Source organism: Dietzia sp. IBK-p2-16D, assembly GCF_057773085.1.
The window spans coordinates 107,527-124,741 of sequence record NZ_JBYMTL010000003.1 but is presented as its reverse complement, the minus strand read 5'-3'; the positions used below and the strand labels follow the sequence as shown (position 1 = coordinate 124,741).

The following is a 17,215-nucleotide window of genomic DNA, read 5'->3' as shown; positions in this document are numbered from 1 at the left end:
CGAGACGTTCTCAATGTGAATCGGGGCCGCCGCCGGACACATCCCGCTTCGCTCGTCGACCTCACCGGCTCGAGCCGAGGTCGGTGGGAGGCGCGCTGTTGTCCACAGGGCTCGGCGCGTCCACAGCGGGCCGGCTCCGCATACGCGATCCGGCGGACCCGGCGGTGTCGCGCGAGAGTATCGCTGCATGATCAGCATCGATGAACTACGTTCCCGACTCCTGACCGCCGAAGGGTTGATCGCCGCCGGGCACAGCACCCAATCGCTCGCCCGGGCGGTGGCGACAAGAGAGCTCGTGCGGCTGCGGCCGGGCTTCTACGTAGAGGGCAGCGCCCGCGAACTCGACAGGGGAGCACGTCATCTGCTGTCGGTTCTCGCCACGGACGCTGCACTGCACGGCCCAGTGTTCACTCACTGGTCGGCCGCCATGGTCCACTCGCTGCCGAATTGGGGGCTCCCACTTCGCAAAGTCGCGGTCTCCCGGCACGGACATGCGCAGCGGTCCAGGACCACCAGACTCCTGCGGCACGACCTGTGCCCGGTCGCCCCGGACGAGATCGTGAATATCGAAGGCATCTCCGTCACGTCTGCGGACCGGACGATCATCGACATCGCCAGGGTCTGTGATCCGGTTCCGGGCGTCGCGGTGGCTGACGCCGGACTGCAGCGGGAACTCGTCACGGAGGTCTCCTTGCGGGAGGCGCTGGACCGCGCCTCGGGACGGGCCGGTGTGGGGAGGGCTCGTACTGCGATCGGGATGACCGACCGGAGAAGTGAGAGCATCGCTGAGACGCGGAGTCGTCTCTACTTCGCCGAGTACGGGCTGCCGGAGCCCGAGACACAGGTCGAGATCTACGACGACGACGGCCGCTTCATCGGTCGGGTGGACTTCCTGTGGCGGGAGCTCGGGGTCGTAGGAGAATGTGACGGGTTCGGGAAGTACTTCGACGGCGCCGACGAGATGGAGACCCGCCGCAGGCTCGGAGTGGAGAAGGACCGCGATGCGATCCTGACTGCCCTCGGGTACCGGGTGGTCCATTGGCGATGGGCCGACTTCGAGCGACCCTGGTTACTTGTTCAGAGGATCCGGGCCGTCCTGCTGGCGGCAGAAGCTGCCTGAACTGGTCGCCGTCCACAACCGGGGGCGGGTCTCGGGTCAGTCGCTCTGGGCTGCTTCCTTCTCCGCCAGCCAGAGGTAGGCGGTGAGCATCCGCTTGAGTTCGGTGACGGTGGCGTCGTGAATGTCCTCGCCGCCCGCCGAGGCGCTGCTCCCGCCGGGGGAGACGCCGCCGCTGTCGCCGGTGCCGGTGCCGGTGCCGGAGGCGGCGCCGGGGGTCACGTGGCCGGCGCTGACCGAGAAGTTGAGCATCGAGTACGCCACGTGCACCAGTACCTCGGCCATGAACGCGCGACGCTCACGTTCGGTGGCGGGCATGAGCGGGGCCAGCACGCTGGCGATCATCCGGGCGATCTCGCGTTCGTTCACCGCCGCCGTGGCCCGGGTGGCGGGGGTGGCCTGCGTTGCCAGCCAGACCGCCCTACGGGAGGGGTCGCGCAGCCACAGGTCGGCGAGGTGGTCCAGGAAGTCGTTGAGCAGCTCGGGCCAGTCCAGCGCGGGTATCTTCTGGGCGAACCGCTCGACCTCCTCGATCACCCCGTGGGCGTCCTGGCGGTCGAGCTCGCAGACCAACACGTACTTGTTGGCGAAGAACTGGTAGAGGGTTCCGATCGGCACGCCCGCGCGCGAGGCGACCTCCTCGCAGGTGAACGAGTCGAAACCCACCTCGACCAACACTTCCCGGGCCGACGACAGCAGTGCCTGGAACTTCTTGCGGCTACGTTCCTGAATGGGCCGGCGGCGGGGGACGAGGATGTTCGGCTCGTCCTGGACGGCCTCGTCGGCGGAGTCCCGCGTCGGCTCCTGTGGACGTTCGGACGAGTCGGTGGTCATGGGTGGGTCAGCCCTCCGCGGGTTCGGACTCGGGCAGCTCGATCTCGAGCAGCTTGGCGACCATCGCCACGTGACCCTTTGCCCGGACGTTGTACCGGGCCATCGACACGGTGCCGTCGGACTCCACGACGAAGGTGGAGCGGATCACTCCCATCACGGTCTTGCCGTAGTTCTTCTTCTCGCCGTAGGCGCCCCACTCAGTGAGCATGGACTTGTCCGGGTCTGACAGGAGCGGAAAAGTGATGCCGTATTTGTCGCGGAACCGCGCCAGCTTCTCGGGCGCGTCGGGGGAGACGCCGACGACCCCGAGGCCGGCGTCCTTCAGCTGCTGCAGGGCGTTCTCGAAATCCACCGTCTCCGTGGTGCAGCCCGGCGTCATGGCGGCCGGGTAGACGTACACGAGGACCTTCCCGTGCTCGGCGAGGAGTTCCCGGAGCGACGTGGGTGCGCCGTCGGCGTCGGGGAGGGTGAAGGCGGGGGCCGTCTGGCCCACCTCGAGCCGTGGTGCGGTCACCGGTGCTCCTGGGGGTCGAGTCGGGGCGTCGGACCATCCCAACCTATCCGATGCTCTGGCGGACGGGCGCGGATCCACGCCGGGTGCAGTAGCGTGGGCGGGGTCAAGAACCCGCGGGGCGCCCTCGCGGACGAGCGATCGACGGAGGTCTCGTGTCCAGGAGTTACGACAGCATCGAAGGCGACATCGCCAAGGCGCGTGACGATCTCGCGACGACCCTGGACGAGATCATCGACCGGGTCAACCCGAAGAACCTCGCGACCGAGGGCAAGGAGCGCGCCACCGCGGCGCTCAAGGACCCGCGCGTTCTGGCGGTGCTCGGCGGTATCGCGACGCTGGTCGTGGGCGGGATCACCGTGTCAATGGTGAACAAGCGCAAGGAGCGTCAGCGCATCGAGGCATACCTGGCGGCCCGTCGGGCCCTCTGAGGCGACCGGTCCGTCCCCGGCGGCTCCCTGTCGCGGCGGGAACCGTCCGGAGACGCCGTCGCCTGGCGTCTGAGAGCGTTCCGCGCACCCCCGAGACCGGGGCGTGAGCGGGACGCTCTCGTCATTTCCAGTGTGTCCACCGGGTCGTCCCGGGGCGGTTGTCCACCCGGACGCTCGTCCACCCGGGCGCACCAAAAAGCCCCGCGTCGTGGACCCGGGGCTTTCTGTGTTGTGCGCCATCAGGGACTCGAACCCCGAACCCGCTGATTAAGAGTCAGCTGCTCTGCCAATTGAGCTAATGGCGCTTGCTTGGTGCGAGAGAAACAGTAACAGCAGCCGAGTCGGATCACGAAATCGCCTGTTCAGAAGGGGTGAACCGGGGTTGAGGTCACTGTCTCCCCCGGCGTTTCGATATGGAGGGAGGGCATGTGACCAGGCATACTGGGGGAGACGTCCTCCCGGCCGTGGCCACGTCCGGGAGGAAGCGGCAGTCGGAAGGGGCCATCAGTGAACGTGAGCACGAGGGATCGGACGGGGCGGCGAGCGACCGGGATCCGGTCGAAGGCCCGACTCGGCCTGGCCGCGGTGCTCACCGGAGCCCTCGTCCTCACCGGCTGCACCATCGGTGACGGGGGCGCCCAGAACGCCCAGGTCGCGGAGGAGCCGGCCGGCCCCTCGGCCGCGATCGACGTGTCGGTGGCGGACGGCTCCACGGATGCCAACCCGGTCGAGCCCATCGTGCTCACCGCCGCGGACGGTCGATTCGATTCGGTCGTGGTCCGCAACCCGGAGGGGCAGCAGGTCCGGGGCGAGTTCAACACCGAGCTCACCGAGTGGCGTACCACCGAGGAGCTCGGCTACGGGCGGCAGTACACGGTGGAATCGACCGCCACGGACGAGGCCGGCCTGGTCACCCGCAAGAACACCACCTTCACCACGTTGACGCCGAACATCATGACGGCCGCCTATCTGACGACGGGCGAGGGGTCCGTGGTGGGGATCGGGCAACCGGTCGCGGTGATGTTCGACGAGCCGATCGCGGATCGTCGCGCGGCGCAGGACAACATCCACATCAAGACCGAGCCCGCGGTCGAGGGCGCGTTCTACTGGGTCTCCGACCAGGAGGTCCGCTGGCGGCCGGCGGAGTACTGGGCCCCCGGCACCAAGATCGACGTCCACGTCGACATCTACGGCAAGGACCTCGGCGGCGGGATGTACGGCCAGCAGGACTCCCAGAGCAGCTTCGAGATCGGCGATGCCGTGATCTCCCGCGTCGACGACTCCACTAAGCAGATCGTGATCGAGCGCAATGGCGAGGTGGTCAAGACAATGCCCACCTCGATGGGCAAGGCCGCCACCCCGACCCCCAACGGGGTCTACGTCATCGGTGAGAAGCACGCCTCGATGATCATGGATTCCTCGACCTACGGAGTGGCCGTGGACTCCGCCGAGGGCTACCGCACCCCGGTGCAGTACGCGACCCGGATGTCCTACAGCGGGATCTTCGTCCACGCGGCCCCGTGGTCGGTCTGGGCGCAGGGCAGTCAGAACACCAGCCACGGCTGCCTCAACGTCACCACCGCGGACGCGAAGTGGTTCTACGACAACGCCAAGCGGGGCGACATCTTCGAGGTCACCGGCACGGTGGGCGACACGCTCCCGGGCTGGGACGGCCTGGGCGACTGGAACGTCCCGTGGGAGACCTGGAAGGCCGGCAACGCCGATCAGGGCGCGGCCTGAGCCGATGGATTCCTCCCGTCTGGGGCTCTGGATCGGGATCGGTATGGGGATCGGCGTGGCGTTCGGTGCCGCGCTGGACAACATCGGGTTGGGCGTGGCCCTGGGCCCGTCGGTCGGCGTCATGATCTGGGCCGTGGAGGCCGCCCATCGCGAATCGCGCGGCCCCGGTGGTGACGAGCTCGACGCGGGGACCGACGACGGTCGGGACCTCGACTAGGACCCCGGGGCGAGGGTGAGTACCCCCGGGGACGGTGCTCAGGTCGGTGACGGCGACGACGACGAGGTGCGCGACTGCGGGTCGCGTTCTGCGGCCGCCCGGTACAGTGCGCGTCCGGGTGCTGCGGTGAGGCCGTGCGCGACGGTACTGGCCACGACGATCAGCGTGCCCGCTCCGAGAAGTACCGGGTCCGCACTCGCGCGGGAGGCCTCCTCCGTCAGGTAGAACACGGCCGCGACGCCGACGGGCCCGAACCAGCCGAGGTAGGCGGCGCCCCGCATCTTGAGACCCAGCGGTCTCGTCGCTGCGAGGATCAACGGCGGCCTGCGCAACAGCAGCACCGCGACTGAGAGCCACACCGCGCCCCAGCCGAGCTCGCCCCACGCCTCCCACGGGATCATCGCGCCGAGGGCGACGAAGAAGGGGATCACCGCGAACTGGTTGACCGCCTCGTCGATCTCGACCTCGGTCCGCCGTTCGCTGCCGGAGCTGGTGACGTTGAACGCCAGGCCGGCGACGAATGCGCCGAAGACGCCGTTGACCCCGGTGATGCCCGAAACTCCCAGGACGAGCAGCGCCAGGAGGAGCGTGTACAGCAGCATCGGCCCGGTCTCGGTGTCGTGGTGTCGTTCCGAGAAGTGCAGCGCCTTGGCGGCCGTCACGCCCGCGACGATCCCCACGACGAGGGCGCCCGCGATCTGCCAGGCGGCCTCTCCGGCAGCCTGCCCGGCGGTGAGCGGGGTGGCGACCGCCAGGGCGACCAGGACGAGGGGAAGGGCGAGCCCGTCATTGGCGCCCGATTCGAGCGACAGGAGCTCGCGGTCGTACTCCGGCAGGTCCTCTTCGGCCTCCAGTCCGGTGACCACACTCGACGCGAGGACGGGGTCGGTGGGGCAGATGGCGGTTCCGAACAACAGCGCCAGGGCAAAGGGGATGCCGAGGGCCCACATCGCCAACCCGGTCGAGATGAGCGCCATCCCGGGCAGGACGAGCACCAGCAGCAGCGCCAGCCGCCGCCAGTGGGTCCTGATCGTCGAGAAGGGGTAGCGCAGGGCCACGCCCATCACCGAGATCGCCAGGAGGATCTCCGCACCGTGGTGGAGGGTCGAATGCTCGGCGACGATGTCGGGCACATCGAACACCCCGAGGACCGCCGGCCCCAGGACGATCCCGGCGGCGAGAGCGAGGAGCGGCTCCGTCACGGGCCAGTGACGCAGTCGCGCGGAGAAGGCCACGATCACCACCCCGAGCGCCCCGACGATCGCCAGCAACACATCGAGCGTGGACAACGGTTCCTCCCCGGGTCAGTCGGATCACCCGCACCATAGGAGAGCCCGGGCGCTCCCGCATCCGTGCCCTCCGCCCGCCGCGGCCCCTCGCCCGCCGCGGCGTAGGCACCTGCAAGAGTGATCCCATGACCGAGCGCGAGATCACCCGGCCCGTCGACCTGGCCCACGGCCGCCGACTGAACCCGGAGGCGGTCGGCTGGTCCCGTTCGCCCGTGCACCGCACACGGATCGCTGGCTGGGGTCGAACCAAGCGCTGGGAGTACTGGGGGATCGTCACCGACCGGTTCGTAGTGGGACTGACGGTGGCGGGTCTGGACTACCTGGCCAACTGCGCGGTCTACGTCCTGGACCGCCGGACGGGCCAGGAGACGACCCGAGGCGGCATCCGGCCCCTGCACCGGCCCCGCTTCGGCGACGACCCCGGTGACGGGACCCTCCACGCGTCGGCCGGCGTGGGTGCGGGGCGCGTGGGGATCGGGATCGACGACGACGAGGGCCGCACCTCCATCAGTGTGCAGGCGCGGGGACTGCAGGTGAGCCTGGACGTCTCCCGGCCGGGGCATGACGGCCTCGCGGTGGTGGTGCCGTGGAGTGAGCGCCGGTTCCAGTACACGCTCAAGGATCTCGCCAATCCCGTCACCGGCACGGTGACTTTGGACGGCACGACACACGACCTCGGCACGGGGTGGGCGGTGCTGGATCGTGGGCGGGGCCGCTGGCGCTACGCCACCACGTGGAACTGGGGCGCCGGCAGCGGCGTCGTGGACGGGTCGACCCGCGCGATCCAGGTCGGCGGGAAGTGGACCGACGGCACCGGCTCGACCGAGAACGGGATCCTGGTCGACGGCCGGATGCACAAACTCGGTGAGGACCTGCGGTGGACTTACGACCTGTCCGAGCCGGGGGGACCGTGGCGGGTGCGGGGTGAGCGCCTCGACGCCACGCTCACGCCGTTCCATCTGCGCCGCGACGTCACCGAGCTCGGTGTGCTGGCGGTAAAGACGCACCAGGCCTTCGGGCTGTGGCACGGGACCGGGGTGCTGGACGACGGGTCGGAGGTCTCGCTCGACGGACTGGTCGGCTGGGCGGAGCAGTCCCGCAACCGCTGGTAGCCGGCGGCGGGGCGATGCTCGCGAGAACTCGAGGCGAATCGGGAGAAAGGGGCAGGGCCCGGACGGTGAGGTCCGGGCCCTGCGCTCGGGGTGGCTGACGGGGCTCGAACCCGCGACATCCAGAATCACAATCTGGTGCTCTACCAGCTGAACTACAGCCACCACCGCCGTCCTCGCGGACAGCGCTGACGACTTTACCCCGTGGCCCCCGCCCCCGAGAAATCCGCAGGTGGGGCCGGTCGAAGGGCCCGGGTGGTGGTCAGTCGACCGCGGGCAGGTCCGCGGCGGCCTGCTTGACCTCGTCGCTGGTCGGTCCGGGCTGCGGCACGAACGCGGTGGCCCGGTAGTACGCCAGCTCGCGGATGGATTCCTTGATGTCCGCCAGGGCCCGGTGCGACATGCCCTTCTCCGGCTGGCCGAAGTAGATGCGGGGGTACCAACGACGGCACAGTTCCTTGATGGAGCTGACGTCGATCATCCGGTAGTGCAGGTAGGAGTTGAGCTCGGGCATGTCCCGGGCGAGGAAGCCGCGGTCGGTGCCGATCGAGTTGCCCGCCAGGGGAGCGGATCCGGCCACGGGGACCCATTCGCGGATGTAGGCGAGGACCTGCTCCTCGGCCTCGGCGACTGTCACGGTGGACCGGCGGATCTCCTCGGTCAGTCCGGAGGAGGCGTGCATGTCGCGCACGACCGGCACCATCGCGTCGAGCTTGGCGTCGGGGGCGTGGATGACGATGTCGATCCCCTCGCCGAGGACGTTGAGTTCAGAGTCGGTCACTAGGGCGGCGATCTCCACGAGCGCATCCGACGAGGTGTCGAGGCCGGTCATCTCGCAGTCGATCCAGACGATTCGGTCGTTCTTGGACTCCTGGTGCGGCGTCCGTGAGGACGCTGGGGAAGGGGTCTCGGCGGAGGTCGGCTCTGACATTGTTCGACTATATCGCCGGTGGTCCCCCGCGCCCGCCCCGGCCGATCAGGCCCCGCCCTGCTGCCCCTCGCCGAGCTTGGCGTAGAACTTTCCGACGATCGGCGCCATGATGCCGCGCGGGGTGTAGTTCCCGGCCACGGACATCGCCTGGCTCAGCGGCCCGGGCACGATCCGCATCTTGTTGCGGGCGAGCGCGTCCAGCGACACACGGGCGGTGTACTCGGTGTCCACCCAGAGGCGGTCGGGGACGAGCCGGTCGACGAAGGTCTTCTCCTCCTCGGCGATCTCCTCGGTGCGCACCGGACCGGGGGCCAGCAGCGTGACGTTGACGCCGGAGCCCTTGAGCTCGCCCCGCAGCGACTCGGAGAAGGTGTTGAGGAACGCCTTGGACGCGGCGTAGGTGGCGTTGTTGGGGATCGGCATGTTGCCGGCCGCGGAGCCGACGTTGAGGATCGCCCCCGAGCGCCGCTCGACCATCCCGGGCAACACCGCCAGGACCAGGTCGTGACACGCCACCGCGTTGACCTGCACCTGGTGCTTCTCGTACTGCGGGTCCAGCGTGGCGACCGGGCCGAACGTGGCGATGCCGGCGTTGTTGCACAGGACCGAGATCTCGCGCCCTGCCAGCTCGTCCAGCAGCGGCTGCCGCGCGGCGGGGTCGGCGAGGTCACACGCGCGGACCTCCACGGTCACGCCGAACCCGGCCTCGAGCCGGGCCCGCAGCTCCTCCAACACGGACTCACGCCGGGCCACCACGATCAGCGAGTGCCCACGCTGGGCGAGTTCGGTGGCCAGGGCCATGCCGATCCCCGAGGAGGCGCCGGTGACGACTGCTCGGTTCGACGCGGTGGGCGTGGGCAGGGACATGGGGCTCCTCGGTTCTTCCACTCGGTTCGCCCGCGTACGGCGGGTGTGGCAGCGCTGACCTTACCCGCGTGCCGCCTTCCGGAGCGTGGTGGAGGTCCTAGCCTGATCGGCGTGAGCAGCATCGGAACACCGCACCCGTCAGGGTCCACCATGTCGGCGACCACCTCGTCGTCACCATCGCGTCGTGGCGTCGCCCGCGGTCAGGTCCTCGCGTGGGGGATGTGGGACTGGGGGTCGGCGGCGTTCAACGCGGTGATCGTCACCTTCGTCTTCTCCGTCTACCTGACCGACTCGGTGGGCGCGGACCTCGACGGGCCGTTCTCGGCGGCCACGTGGCTGTCGATCTCCATCGCCGTGGCCGGGCTGGTCATCGCGCTCACCGCGCCGGTGATGGGCCAACGCGCCGACCGCGGGGGCCGGCGCCGCCGCGCGCTGGGCCTCTGGACATATGCGACGGTCCTGCTCACGGCGCTGATGTTCCTCGTCGACTCCGACGCGCCCTACCCGTGGTTCTTCGTCGGCCTGGTGCTGCTGGCGGTCGGGTCGATCACGTTCGAATTCGCCGAGGTCGCCTACTTCGCGATGCTGCGCCAGGTCTCCACGCCGTCCACCGTCGGCCGCGTTTCCGGGTTCGGGTGGGCGATGGGCTACTTCGGCGGGATCTTCCTGCTGCTCGCGGCGTTCGTCGGCTTCATCTACGGCGACGGCCCCGTGCGCGGGGTGTTCGGCATCACCACCGACGGTGGCCTCAACGTGCGGCTGGTCTGCCTCGTCGCCGCCGTGTGGTTCGCGCTCTTCGCGCTGCCGGTGCTGCGGGCGGTACCCGAGCACCGCCCGGGGGAGGGGAGGAGCGACGACGACGACGAGCCAGGCTTCCTCCAGTCGTATCGCATCCTCTGGCGTGACCTCAAGGCCCTCTGGCGGCGGGATCCGCGGACGGTGAGGTTCCTCCTCGCGAGCGCGATCTTCCGGGACGGGCTGGCCGGCGTGTTCACCTTCGGGGCGATTTTGGCCGTGACGGTCTACGGGCTCGCGCCGGGGGACGTCCTGATCTTCGGTGTGGCGGCCAACGTCGTCGCGGCTCTCGGGGCGGCGGTCGCGGGACTGGTCGACGACACGGTGGGTCCCAAGGCGGTGATCGTCGGGTCGCTGGTGGCGATGATCGCGACGATGACCGTCCTGCTGTTCGTGGACGGTACCGGCATGTTCTGGGTCTTCGGGCTGCTGATGTGCCTGTTCGTCGGACCCGCGCAGTCCGCGTCCCGGTCGTTCCTGGCGCGGCTGGCCCCGCCCGGCGGCGACGGCCAGATGTTCGGGCTCTACGCCACCACCGGGCGCGCGGTCTCGTTCCTCGCGCCGGCACTGTTCGGGCTGTTCACCTGGGCGTTCGCCGCCGACCGTGCGGGCATCGCGGGCATCGGCCTGGTGCTGCTGATCGGCCTGGCGCTGTTGTTGCCGGTGCGCACGCCGAGCCGCGCCGAGGCGGAGAGCACCTGGGAGGACGCGGAGCCCGCCGTCTGACCGCGTGGCGGGCACTCCCCGGTATGCCCGCCCGGAATGCACGTTTCGGGTAGGGGTGCGAGCCCCGAATGGTCCGTCGAGGGCACGTAACCGGGGAACGGCGAGGGGCCGGCAGGCGCCTGGGCCGGGAGACGTGGTGCGCAGCAGTGGGGAGCGCGTGGCGGGGCCCGGCAGGTCAGAGCGTGCCCGAGGTCAGCAGCTCCAGCACCGCGGCGGCGTCGTCGACGATCTGCGAGAATCCGGCGTCTCGGAGCTCCGAATCGCCGATTCCGCCGGTGCGTACCGCCACGGAGCGGACGCCCAGCTTGGTCGCGGCGATGGCGTCCCAGGTGGCGTCGCCGACCATGACGGCATCCGCGGCGTCGACACCGGAGCGCTCGAGGGCGATCTCGACGATCGTGGGATCGGGCTTGGCCCGGTCGACGTCCTCACCGGTGGTCGCGGCGTCCACGTGGTCGTCGATGTCGAGCAACTTGCGGGCCTCGGCGAACTCCGACGGCGGCGCGGACGTGGCCAGCACCGTGATCCACCCCTGCTCCTTGGCGCCGCGCACGAGGTCGCGGGCTCCGGGGAGCACCCGCAGGGACCCGGCCTGTTCGGCGTAGTACTCACCGTGCAGGTCCTTGGCCCGGCCCGCGATGCTCTCGCGCTCCTCGTCGTCGTCGACTCCCGCTATATCGAGTAACTCCTCCACGATCGTCGAGCCGTCCTTGCCGATCCGGCGGTGCACCTCCACGAACGGCACCGGCGCTCCCGCCTCCGCGAGAGCGCGGACCCAGGTCCAGACATGGACGTAGGTCGAATCCACGAGGGTGCCGTCGACGTCGAGGAGGAGAGCGCGCTGGGTGGTCATGCCCTCGACGGTGCCGCGCCCCGCGCCGGGCGGCAACCGATTGCCGGTGTGGCGTCGCGGCCCGGCCGCGCGCACGATCGGTAGGCATGACGCGCTTCGGATACACCCTCATGACCGAACAGTCCGGACCCAAGGAGCTCGTGCGCTACGCCGCCAAGGCCGAACAGGCGGGCTTCGACTTCGAGGTGGCCTCGGACCATTATTTCCCATGGCTGAGTTCGCAGGGGCACGCTCCGTACGTGTGGAGCGTGCTCGGGGCGGTCGCGCACGTCACCGAACGGGTCGACCTGTGCACCTATGTCACCTGCCCGATCCTGCGGTACCACCCGGCGGTGGTGGCGCAGAAGGCCGCGACGATGCAGATCATGTCCGACGGTCGGTTCATGCTCGGCATCGGCGCGGGGGAGAACCTCAACGAACACGTGGTGGGGCAGCGCTGGCCGTCGGTCGACGAGCGCCACGAGATGACCGTCGAGGCGCTCGAGATCATCCGCGACCTGTTCGACGGCGGGCTCGTCACCTACTCCGGCGAACACTTCCGCGTGGACTCCGCCCGCCTGTGGGACCTGCCCGAGAAGCGCGTCCCGATCGGCGTGGCCGCCGGCGGCGAGAAGGCCCTGGCGCACCTGGGGCCGCTGGGCGACCACCTCATCGCCACCGAGCCCGAGAGCAGCTACATCGAGGAGTGGAACGGCCTCGAGGGGCAGACCCGGATCGGTGACGGCGCCCGCGCGATCGCGCAGATCCCCATCAGCTGGGACCCCGACTCGGAGTCGGCCGCCGTCGAACGCGCGCACGACCAGTTCCGGTGGTTCGCCGGCGGGTGGGCCATGAACTCCGACCTGCCCACCACCGCCGGGTTCGCCGCCGCCACCCAGTTCGTCCGGACCGAGGACGTGGGGGAGCAGTTGGCGTGCGGGCCCGATCTCGACGCGATCGTGGAAAAGGTCCGGCCCTACTGGGAGGCCGGGTACACCGACATCGCGCTGATCCAGATCGGCGACTCCACCCTCGACCGGTTCCTCGAGGAGGCCGCCGAGCCGCTGCTGGCGCGGCTGCGCGAAGCCGCGGGCTGACCGCGCTGCGGCGCCCCCGAGAGGATTCGAACCCCTGACCAGCCGGGTAGAAACCGGATGCTCTATCCACTGAGCTACGGAGGCCTGCGACGCCCGCGTGCGGCGTCGCCGGGAGAATGGTAGCCGATCCGGGGGGTGCGTCCGACAGTGGCGAATCGGCCCGGGGGCGTCGGAGTTCCTACGATGGAGCCCATGACGTCGTCGAAGACCGCCCCCGCCACCGCCGGGCGGTTCGGAGCCCGCAACATCGTGGCCCTGGTGCTACTCCTCGCGGCGGTCGCGGCCGCGGTGGTCATCCCGCTCTCGGCCATGTCCGCCGATGTCGCGCTCGAGCTGGTGGGTGTGCCCGACCCCGGCGCGCTCACCACGTCCGGCCTGCCGGCGCTCCGGTCGATCGGCGAACTCCTCGCCTCCGTCGCGGTGGGTGCAGCGCTGTTCGCGGCGTTCTTCACCCCGCCGCAGAAGGACAAGACCCTCGACGTCGACGGCTACCGGATGCAGCAGATCTCATCGTGGGCGAATATCGCCTGGGCGGTCGCCGCGGCGTTGCTCATCCCGCTGACCCTGTCGGACGTCTCCGGTCGCACCTTCTTCCAGACCCTGCCGCCGGACCAGTGGCTGGTCGCGATCAACCAGATCGACGTCGCGTCCTCGTGGCGCTGGGCCGCGGTCATCGCCCTGGTCGCCGGCATCGGGCAGCGGCTGACACTGAGCTGGCGCTGGTCTGTCATCTGGCTGGCAGTCTCGGTGATGTCGCTGCTGCCGGTGGCGGCCACGGGCCACGCGTCGGGGAACACGGCCCATGACATCGCCACCAACTCGCTGATCATCCATCTGTTCGGTGCGGCGTTCTACGTGGGCGGACTCGTCGCGCTCATCGTCCACACCTGGCGAGGCGGCTCCCGAGTCGCACTGGCCCTGCGTCGCTACTCGGTGGTGGCGACGGTCGCGATCGTCGCGCTCGGCCTCACGGGCGTGATCAACGCGCTGGTCCGCCTGCACCCGGGCGACCTGCTCACCTCGACCTACGGGCTGCTGGTGGTGTCCAAGGCGCTCGTACTGTGCCTGCTGGCGATGTTCGGCCTGGCGATCCGCCGTCGGATCATCGCCACGATCGAGTCGACGGGGGCCAACGCTCCGGTCGACCGGCCCACGCTGCTGCGGATCATCGTGGTGGAAGCCGTGGTCATGGCCGGCACGCTGGGCCTGTCGGTCTCGCTCGGCCGCACCCCGCCGCCCGCGCCCCTGTACGTCCCCACGCGGCAGGAGGCGCTGCTGGGCTTCGAGTTGCCCGGCCCGTTCTCGTTCGGCACGGTGTTCGGGACCTGGCGGTTCGACCTGGTCCTCGGCCTGGCCGCGGTGGTCCTCCTGGGCCTGTACGTCTGGGGCATCCTGCGCCTGCTCCGCCGCGGCGATTCGTGGCCCGCGAGCCGTACCGCCTTCTGGGTGTCGGGTTGCGTGATCCTGTTCTTCACCACCAGCTCCGGCATGGGGATGTACATGATGGCCGACTTCGCGAGCCACATGGTGGGCCACATGCTCATCTCGATGTTGGTGCCCGTCCTGTTGGCCCTCGGCGGCCCGTTCACTCTGGCGCTGCGCGCGCTCCCGGCCGCCGGCCGCGGCAACCCGCCCGGTCCACGCGAGTGGCTGGTCGAGTTCATCAACAACCCGCTCTCGCACTTCCTCACCCACCCGATCGTGGCGTCGGTCCAGTTCGTTGCAGGTTTCTACCTCATCTACTTCGGCGGCTTCTATCAGATGTTGGCCTCGGAGCACCTGGGCCACATGTTCATGAACGTGCACTTCCTCATCAGTGGCTACCTCTTCTACTGGGTGATCATCGGCGTGGACGCGTCACCGCGGCACTTCTCGCCGATGTACAAGCTCATGGTGCTGTTGAGTTCGCTGCCCTTCCACGCGTTCTTCGGCATCCTCCTGATGAACACCAAGACCGTGCTGGCGGAGTCGTGGTACTCGGGCATCGGCCTGCCGTGGATCCCGGATCTGCTGCAGAGTCAGCAGGTCGGCGGCGGTGTCGCGTGGGCGGCGGGGGAGATCCCCCTGGTGATCGTCATGCTGGCCCTGGCATGGCAGTGGTACCAGAGCGACATGCGCGAGGCGCGGCGCGGGGAACGGCAGGCCGACCGCGACGACGACGCCGAGCTCAAGGCCTACAACGAGATGCTCCGGGAGATGTCCCGCACCGACCGCCGGCACTGAGACCGCGAACCTCGTCGTCGTCACGACCGACCGTTCTCCACACCCCGTTCCCCCTCCACAGGGCCGCCGCCGCGGGCGGTGGGAACACGGGGCGACGACGACGAGGTGGGGCACGCTGAGGGTCACGAGGCCGATGCACGGTCGGCCGAACGTGACAGGAGTCCAGCCCATGAACGAGACCCACACGACAGTCCGCGGCACGGTGATCACCGACCCCACCACTCGACGGGTGGGCGACGACCAGGTGTTCACCTTCCGGGTGGCGAGCAACAGCCGCTACCAGGACCGGCTCACGGGGGAGTGGAAGACCGGCGGCACACTGTACTTCTCGGCCAACTGCTGGGGCAGGCTGGGGCAACGGGCGTCCGGTGCGCTCTGCAAGGGCGACGGCGTGATCCTCCACGGCCGGCTGCTCACCAACGAGTACGAGCGTGACGGCCGCATCATGCGTGACCTGGAGATGCGGGTCAGCGCGGTGGGGCCCGATCTGTCCCGGATGGACGTCACCGTGCGCCGCGCCAGGACGGACGCGCCCGTCGACGGCACTGGCGCCGGCGCCGACGGCGACGAGGGCGAACCGCAGGGCGTGGCCGAGGACCCGGACGCCATGGCGATCGGGTCGCTGGACCCGGGCGCGCCGGAGCCCGACCCGAGCGGGGCGGACGAGTTCGTGGGGGCGGCCGGCGCCTGAAGCGGCAGGGGGTGGGGCCGGCGTCCGCTGCGGACGCCGGGGCCGCGGGTGGACACGTAACATGGGGGTCGTGCCCGCGGCCCACCCGCGGCGATGTGAACTATTTGCGCAGGTGAGAGGGTAGAATGGCCGAGTTTATCTACACGATGAAGAAGGTACGCAAGGCGCACGGGGACAAGGTGATCCTCGACGACGTCACGATGTCCTTCTACCCCGGTGCGAAGATCGGCGTCGTGGGCCCCAACGGCGCCGGCAAGTCCTCCATCCTCAAGATCATGGCCGGGATCGACCAGCCCTCCAACGGCGAGGCGTTCCTCGACCCCGAGGCCAGCGTCGGCATCCTGTTGCAGGAGCCGGAGCTCGATCAGTCCAAGACCGTCAAGGAGAACGTCGAGGACGGTCTCGGCGAGACGATGGTGCAGCTGCGTCGGTACAACGAGGTCGCCGAGGAGATGGCGACCAACTACACCGACGAGCTCATGGAGGAGATGGGTCAGCTGCAGGAGCAGCTCGACGCCGTCGACGCCTGGGACGTGGACTCCCAGATCGAGCAGGCCATGGACGCACTGCGCTGCCCGCCGGGCGATTCGCCGGTGACCAACCTGTCCGGTGGCGAGATGCGCCGCGTGGCGCTGTGCAAGCTGCTGCTGAGCAAGCCCGACCTGCTGCTGCTCGACGAGCCCACCAACCACCTGGACGCCGAGTCCGTCCTCTGGCTGGAGCAGCACCTGGCCGCCTACCCCGGCGCCGTCCTGGCCGTCACACACGACCGGTACTTCCTCGACCACGTCGCACAGTGGATCTGTGAGGTCGACCGCGGCCAGCTGCACCCCTACGAGGGCAACTACTCCACCTACCTGGAGAAGAAGGCGGAGCGGCTCGAGGTCCAGGGCAAGAAGGACCAGAAGCTGCAGAAGCGGCTCAAGGCGGAACTCGAGTGGGTCCGCTCCGGCGCCAAGGCCCGGCAGACCAAGTCGAAGGCTCGTCTGGCGAAGTACGAGGAGATGGCAGCGGAGGCCGAGAAGCACCGCAAGCTCGACTTCGAGGAGATCCAGATCCCGACGCCGCCGCGCCTCGGCAACGTGGTGGTGGAGGTCGACGGCCTGCACAAGGGCTTCGACGACCGGATCCTCATCAAGGACCTCAGCTTCACCCTGCCCCGCAACGGCATCGTCGGTGTGATCGGCCCCAACGGTGTCGGTAAGACGACCCTGTTCAAGACCATCGTCGGGCTCGAGGAGCCGGACTCCGGCACCGTCAAGGTCGGCGACACCGTCAAGTTGAGCTACGTCGACCAGAACCGCGCCAATATCGACCCGGAGAAGTCGGTGTGGGAGGTCGTCTCCGAGGGCAACGACTTCATCGAGGTCGGCCAGAACGAGATGCCGTCGCGGGCCTACGTCAGCGCCTTCGGTTTCAAGGGACCGGACCAGCAGAAGAAGTCCGGTGTCCTGTCCGGTGGTGAGCGCAACCGCCTCAACCTGGCCCTGACCCTCAAGGTCGGCGGCAACCTGATCCTCCTGGATGAGCCCACCAACGACCTCGACACCGAGACGCTGGGCAGCCTGGAGAACGCGCTCGAGGACTTCCCGGGTTGCGCCGTGGTCATCTCGCACGACCGCTGGTTCCTGGACCGGACCTGTACCCACATCCTCGCCTGGGAGGGCAACGTCGCCGAGGGGCAGTGGTACTGGTTCGAGGGCAACTTCGAGGGCTACGAGAAGAACAAGGTCGAGCGTCTCGGACCCGACGCGGCGCGCCCGCACCGGGTCACCCACCGCAAGCTCACCAGGGACTGACCGCAC

General features: G+C 69.4%; 16 protein-coding genes and 3 tRNA genes. 10 read left to right on the top strand and 9 right to left on the bottom strand.

From position 1 onward, the window contains the following. Positions 1-187: 187 nt before the first annotated feature. Complete coding sequence (locus AC3DE3_RS08565; RefSeq protein ID WP_488369699.1) at positions 188-1,120, top strand: type IV toxin-antitoxin system AbiEi family antitoxin domain-containing protein; 933 nt, start codon at positions 188-190, stop codon at positions 1,118-1,120. A gap of 36 nt (positions 1,121-1,156) precedes the next feature. On the opposite strand, the gene AC3DE3_RS08560 is transcribed toward AC3DE3_RS08565, so the two are convergent. Together AC3DE3_RS08560 and AC3DE3_RS08555 are read right to left on the bottom strand one after the other, a co-directional pair. After that, complete coding sequence (locus AC3DE3_RS08560; protein WP_488369698.1) at positions 1,157-1,951, bottom strand: TetR/AcrR family transcriptional regulator; 795 nt, start codon at positions 1,949-1,951, stop codon at positions 1,157-1,159. A gap of 7 nt (positions 1,952-1,958) precedes the next feature. Further along, positions 1,959-2,465, bottom strand: a complete 507-nt coding sequence (locus tag AC3DE3_RS08555) for a peroxiredoxin (protein ID WP_488369697.1) — start codon at positions 2,463-2,465, stop codon at positions 1,959-1,961. A gap of 152 nt (positions 2,466-2,617) precedes the next feature. On the opposite strand from AC3DE3_RS08555, the gene AC3DE3_RS08550 reads away from it, so the two are divergent. Next, entirely contained in the window at positions 2,618-2,893 is a 276-nt protein-coding gene (locus AC3DE3_RS08550) for a DUF3618 domain-containing protein (RefSeq protein ID WP_260486849.1), read from the top strand. Positions 2,894-3,125: 232 nt separating this feature from the next. On the opposite strand, the gene AC3DE3_RS08545 is transcribed toward AC3DE3_RS08550, so the two are convergent. Next, positions 3,126-3,198, bottom strand: a tRNA-Lys gene (locus AC3DE3_RS08545). Positions 3,199-3,400: 202 nt separating this feature from the next. Between AC3DE3_RS08545 and AC3DE3_RS08540 the strand changes: the two genes are divergently transcribed. Both AC3DE3_RS08540 and AC3DE3_RS08535 read left to right on the top strand, forming a co-directional pair. Next, positions 3,401-4,633: a L,D-transpeptidase gene (locus AC3DE3_RS08540; protein WP_260486848.1), complete on the top strand. Its 1,233-nt coding sequence runs from the start codon at positions 3,401-3,403 to the stop codon at positions 4,631-4,633. A 4-nt stretch (positions 4,634-4,637) separates the two neighbouring features. Continuing rightward, positions 4,638-4,850: a hypothetical protein gene (locus tag AC3DE3_RS08535; RefSeq protein ID WP_260486847.1), complete on the top strand. Its 213-nt coding sequence runs from the start codon at positions 4,638-4,640 to the stop codon at positions 4,848-4,850. A gap of 38 nt (positions 4,851-4,888) precedes the next feature. Here the strand turns inward: AC3DE3_RS08535 and AC3DE3_RS08530 are convergent, their stop codons facing one another. Continuing rightward, entirely contained in the window at positions 4,889-6,139 is a 1,251-nt protein-coding gene (locus tag AC3DE3_RS08530) for a cation:proton antiporter domain-containing protein (protein ID WP_488369696.1), read from the bottom strand. A gap of 125 nt (positions 6,140-6,264) precedes the next feature. Between AC3DE3_RS08530 and AC3DE3_RS08525 the strand changes: the two genes are divergently transcribed. Continuing rightward, a complete protein-coding gene (locus AC3DE3_RS08525; RefSeq protein ID WP_260486844.1) occupies positions 6,265-7,251 on the top strand; it encodes a DUF2804 domain-containing protein in 987 nt (328 codons plus the stop codon). Between the two features lie 89 nt (positions 7,252-7,340). Here the strand turns inward: AC3DE3_RS08525 and AC3DE3_RS08520 are convergent. The 3 genes from AC3DE3_RS08520 to cmrA form a co-directional block, all read right to left on the bottom strand. Beyond that, positions 7,341-7,413: transfer RNA gene (locus tag AC3DE3_RS08520), tRNA-His, on the bottom strand. 97 nt (positions 7,414-7,510) lie between these two features. Next, entirely contained in the window at positions 7,511-8,179 is a 669-nt protein-coding gene (gene orn, locus AC3DE3_RS08515) for an oligoribonuclease (protein ID WP_260486843.1), read from the bottom strand. A gap of 45 nt (positions 8,180-8,224) precedes the next feature. Further along, positions 8,225-9,046 (bottom strand): mycolate reductase, encoded by an 822-nt coding sequence (gene cmrA, locus AC3DE3_RS08510; RefSeq protein ID WP_488369695.1) that lies wholly within the window; start codon positions 9,044-9,046, stop codon positions 8,225-8,227. 150 nt (positions 9,047-9,196) lie between these two features. Between cmrA and AC3DE3_RS08505 the strand changes: the two genes are divergently transcribed. Beyond that, entirely contained in the window at positions 9,197-10,567 is a 1,371-nt protein-coding gene (locus tag AC3DE3_RS08505) for an MFS transporter (protein WP_488369828.1), read from the top strand. Between the two features lie 175 nt (positions 10,568-10,742). Here the strand turns inward: AC3DE3_RS08505 and AC3DE3_RS08500 are convergent, their stop codons facing one another. Continuing rightward, the gene (locus tag AC3DE3_RS08500; RefSeq protein WP_488369694.1) at positions 10,743-11,420 is read right to left on the bottom strand and encodes an HAD family hydrolase; all 678 of its coding nucleotides are present in this window, start codon (positions 11,418-11,420) and stop codon (positions 10,743-10,745) included. Positions 11,421-11,506: 86 nt separating this feature from the next. Between AC3DE3_RS08500 and AC3DE3_RS08495 the strand changes: the two genes are divergently transcribed. Then, positions 11,507-12,496, top strand: a complete 990-nt coding sequence (locus AC3DE3_RS08495; protein ID WP_260486840.1) for a TIGR03557 family F420-dependent LLM class oxidoreductase — start codon at positions 11,507-11,509, stop codon at positions 12,494-12,496. 11 nt (positions 12,497-12,507) lie between these two features. Here AC3DE3_RS08495 and AC3DE3_RS08490 read toward each other — a convergent pair. After that, a tRNA-Arg gene (locus AC3DE3_RS08490) sits at positions 12,508-12,580 on the bottom strand. Between the two features lie 108 nt (positions 12,581-12,688). On the opposite strand from AC3DE3_RS08490, the gene AC3DE3_RS08485 reads away from it, so the two are divergent. From AC3DE3_RS08485 to ettA, 3 genes are all read left to right on the top strand, one after another. Continuing rightward, complete coding sequence (locus AC3DE3_RS08485) at positions 12,689-14,719, top strand: bifunctional copper resistance protein CopD/cytochrome c oxidase assembly protein (RefSeq protein WP_488369692.1); 2,031 nt, start codon at positions 12,689-12,691, stop codon at positions 14,717-14,719. Positions 14,720-14,888: 169 nt separating this feature from the next. Beyond that, positions 14,889-15,410, top strand: coding sequence for a single-stranded DNA-binding protein (locus tag AC3DE3_RS08480; protein ID WP_488369691.1), 522 nt, complete (start codon positions 14,889-14,891; stop codon positions 15,408-15,410). 125 nt (positions 15,411-15,535) lie between these two features. Next, a complete protein-coding gene (gene ettA / locus AC3DE3_RS08475) occupies positions 15,536-17,209 on the top strand; it encodes an energy-dependent translational throttle protein EttA (RefSeq protein WP_260486837.1) in 1,674 nt (557 codons plus the stop codon). Positions 17,210-17,215 lie beyond the last annotated feature (6 nt).

Excerpts from the sequence above, each read along its gene's own strand:
- AC3DE3_RS08565 (WP_488369699.1), top strand. The coding sequence starts at position 188 with ATGATCAGCATCGATGAACTACGTTCCCGACTCCTGACCGCCGAAGGG.
- AC3DE3_RS08560 (WP_488369698.1), bottom strand. The coding sequence starts at position 1,951 with ATGACCACCGACTCGTCCGAACGTCCACAGGAGCCGACGCGGGACTCC.
- AC3DE3_RS08535 (WP_260486847.1), top strand. The coding sequence starts at position 4,638 with ATGGATTCCTCCCGTCTGGGGCTCTGGATCGGGATCGGTATGGGGATC.
- AC3DE3_RS08525 (WP_260486844.1), top strand. The coding sequence starts at position 6,265 with ATGACCGAGCGCGAGATCACCCGGCCCGTCGACCTGGCCCACGGCCGC.
- orn (WP_260486843.1), bottom strand. The coding sequence starts at position 8,179 with ATGTCAGAGCCGACCTCCGCCGAGACCCCTTCCCCAGCGTCCTCACGG.
- cmrA (WP_488369695.1), bottom strand. The coding sequence starts at position 9,046 with ATGTCCCTGCCCACGCCCACCGCGTCGAACCGAGCAGTCGTCACCGGC.
- AC3DE3_RS08505 (WP_488369828.1), top strand. The coding sequence starts at position 9,197 with ATGTCGGCGACCACCTCGTCGTCACCATCGCGTCGTGGCGTCGCCCGC.
- AC3DE3_RS08500 (WP_488369694.1), bottom strand. The coding sequence starts at position 11,420 with ATGACCACCCAGCGCGCTCTCCTCCTCGACGTCGACGGCACCCTCGTG.
- AC3DE3_RS08495 (WP_260486840.1), top strand. The coding sequence starts at position 11,507 with ATGACGCGCTTCGGATACACCCTCATGACCGAACAGTCCGGACCCAAG.
- AC3DE3_RS08485 (WP_488369692.1), top strand. The coding sequence starts at position 12,689 with ATGACGTCGTCGAAGACCGCCCCCGCCACCGCCGGGCGGTTCGGAGCC.
- AC3DE3_RS08480 (WP_488369691.1), top strand. The coding sequence starts at position 14,889 with ATGAACGAGACCCACACGACAGTCCGCGGCACGGTGATCACCGACCCC.
- ettA (WP_260486837.1), top strand. The coding sequence starts at position 15,536 with ATGGCCGAGTTTATCTACACGATGAAGAAGGTACGCAAGGCGCACGGG.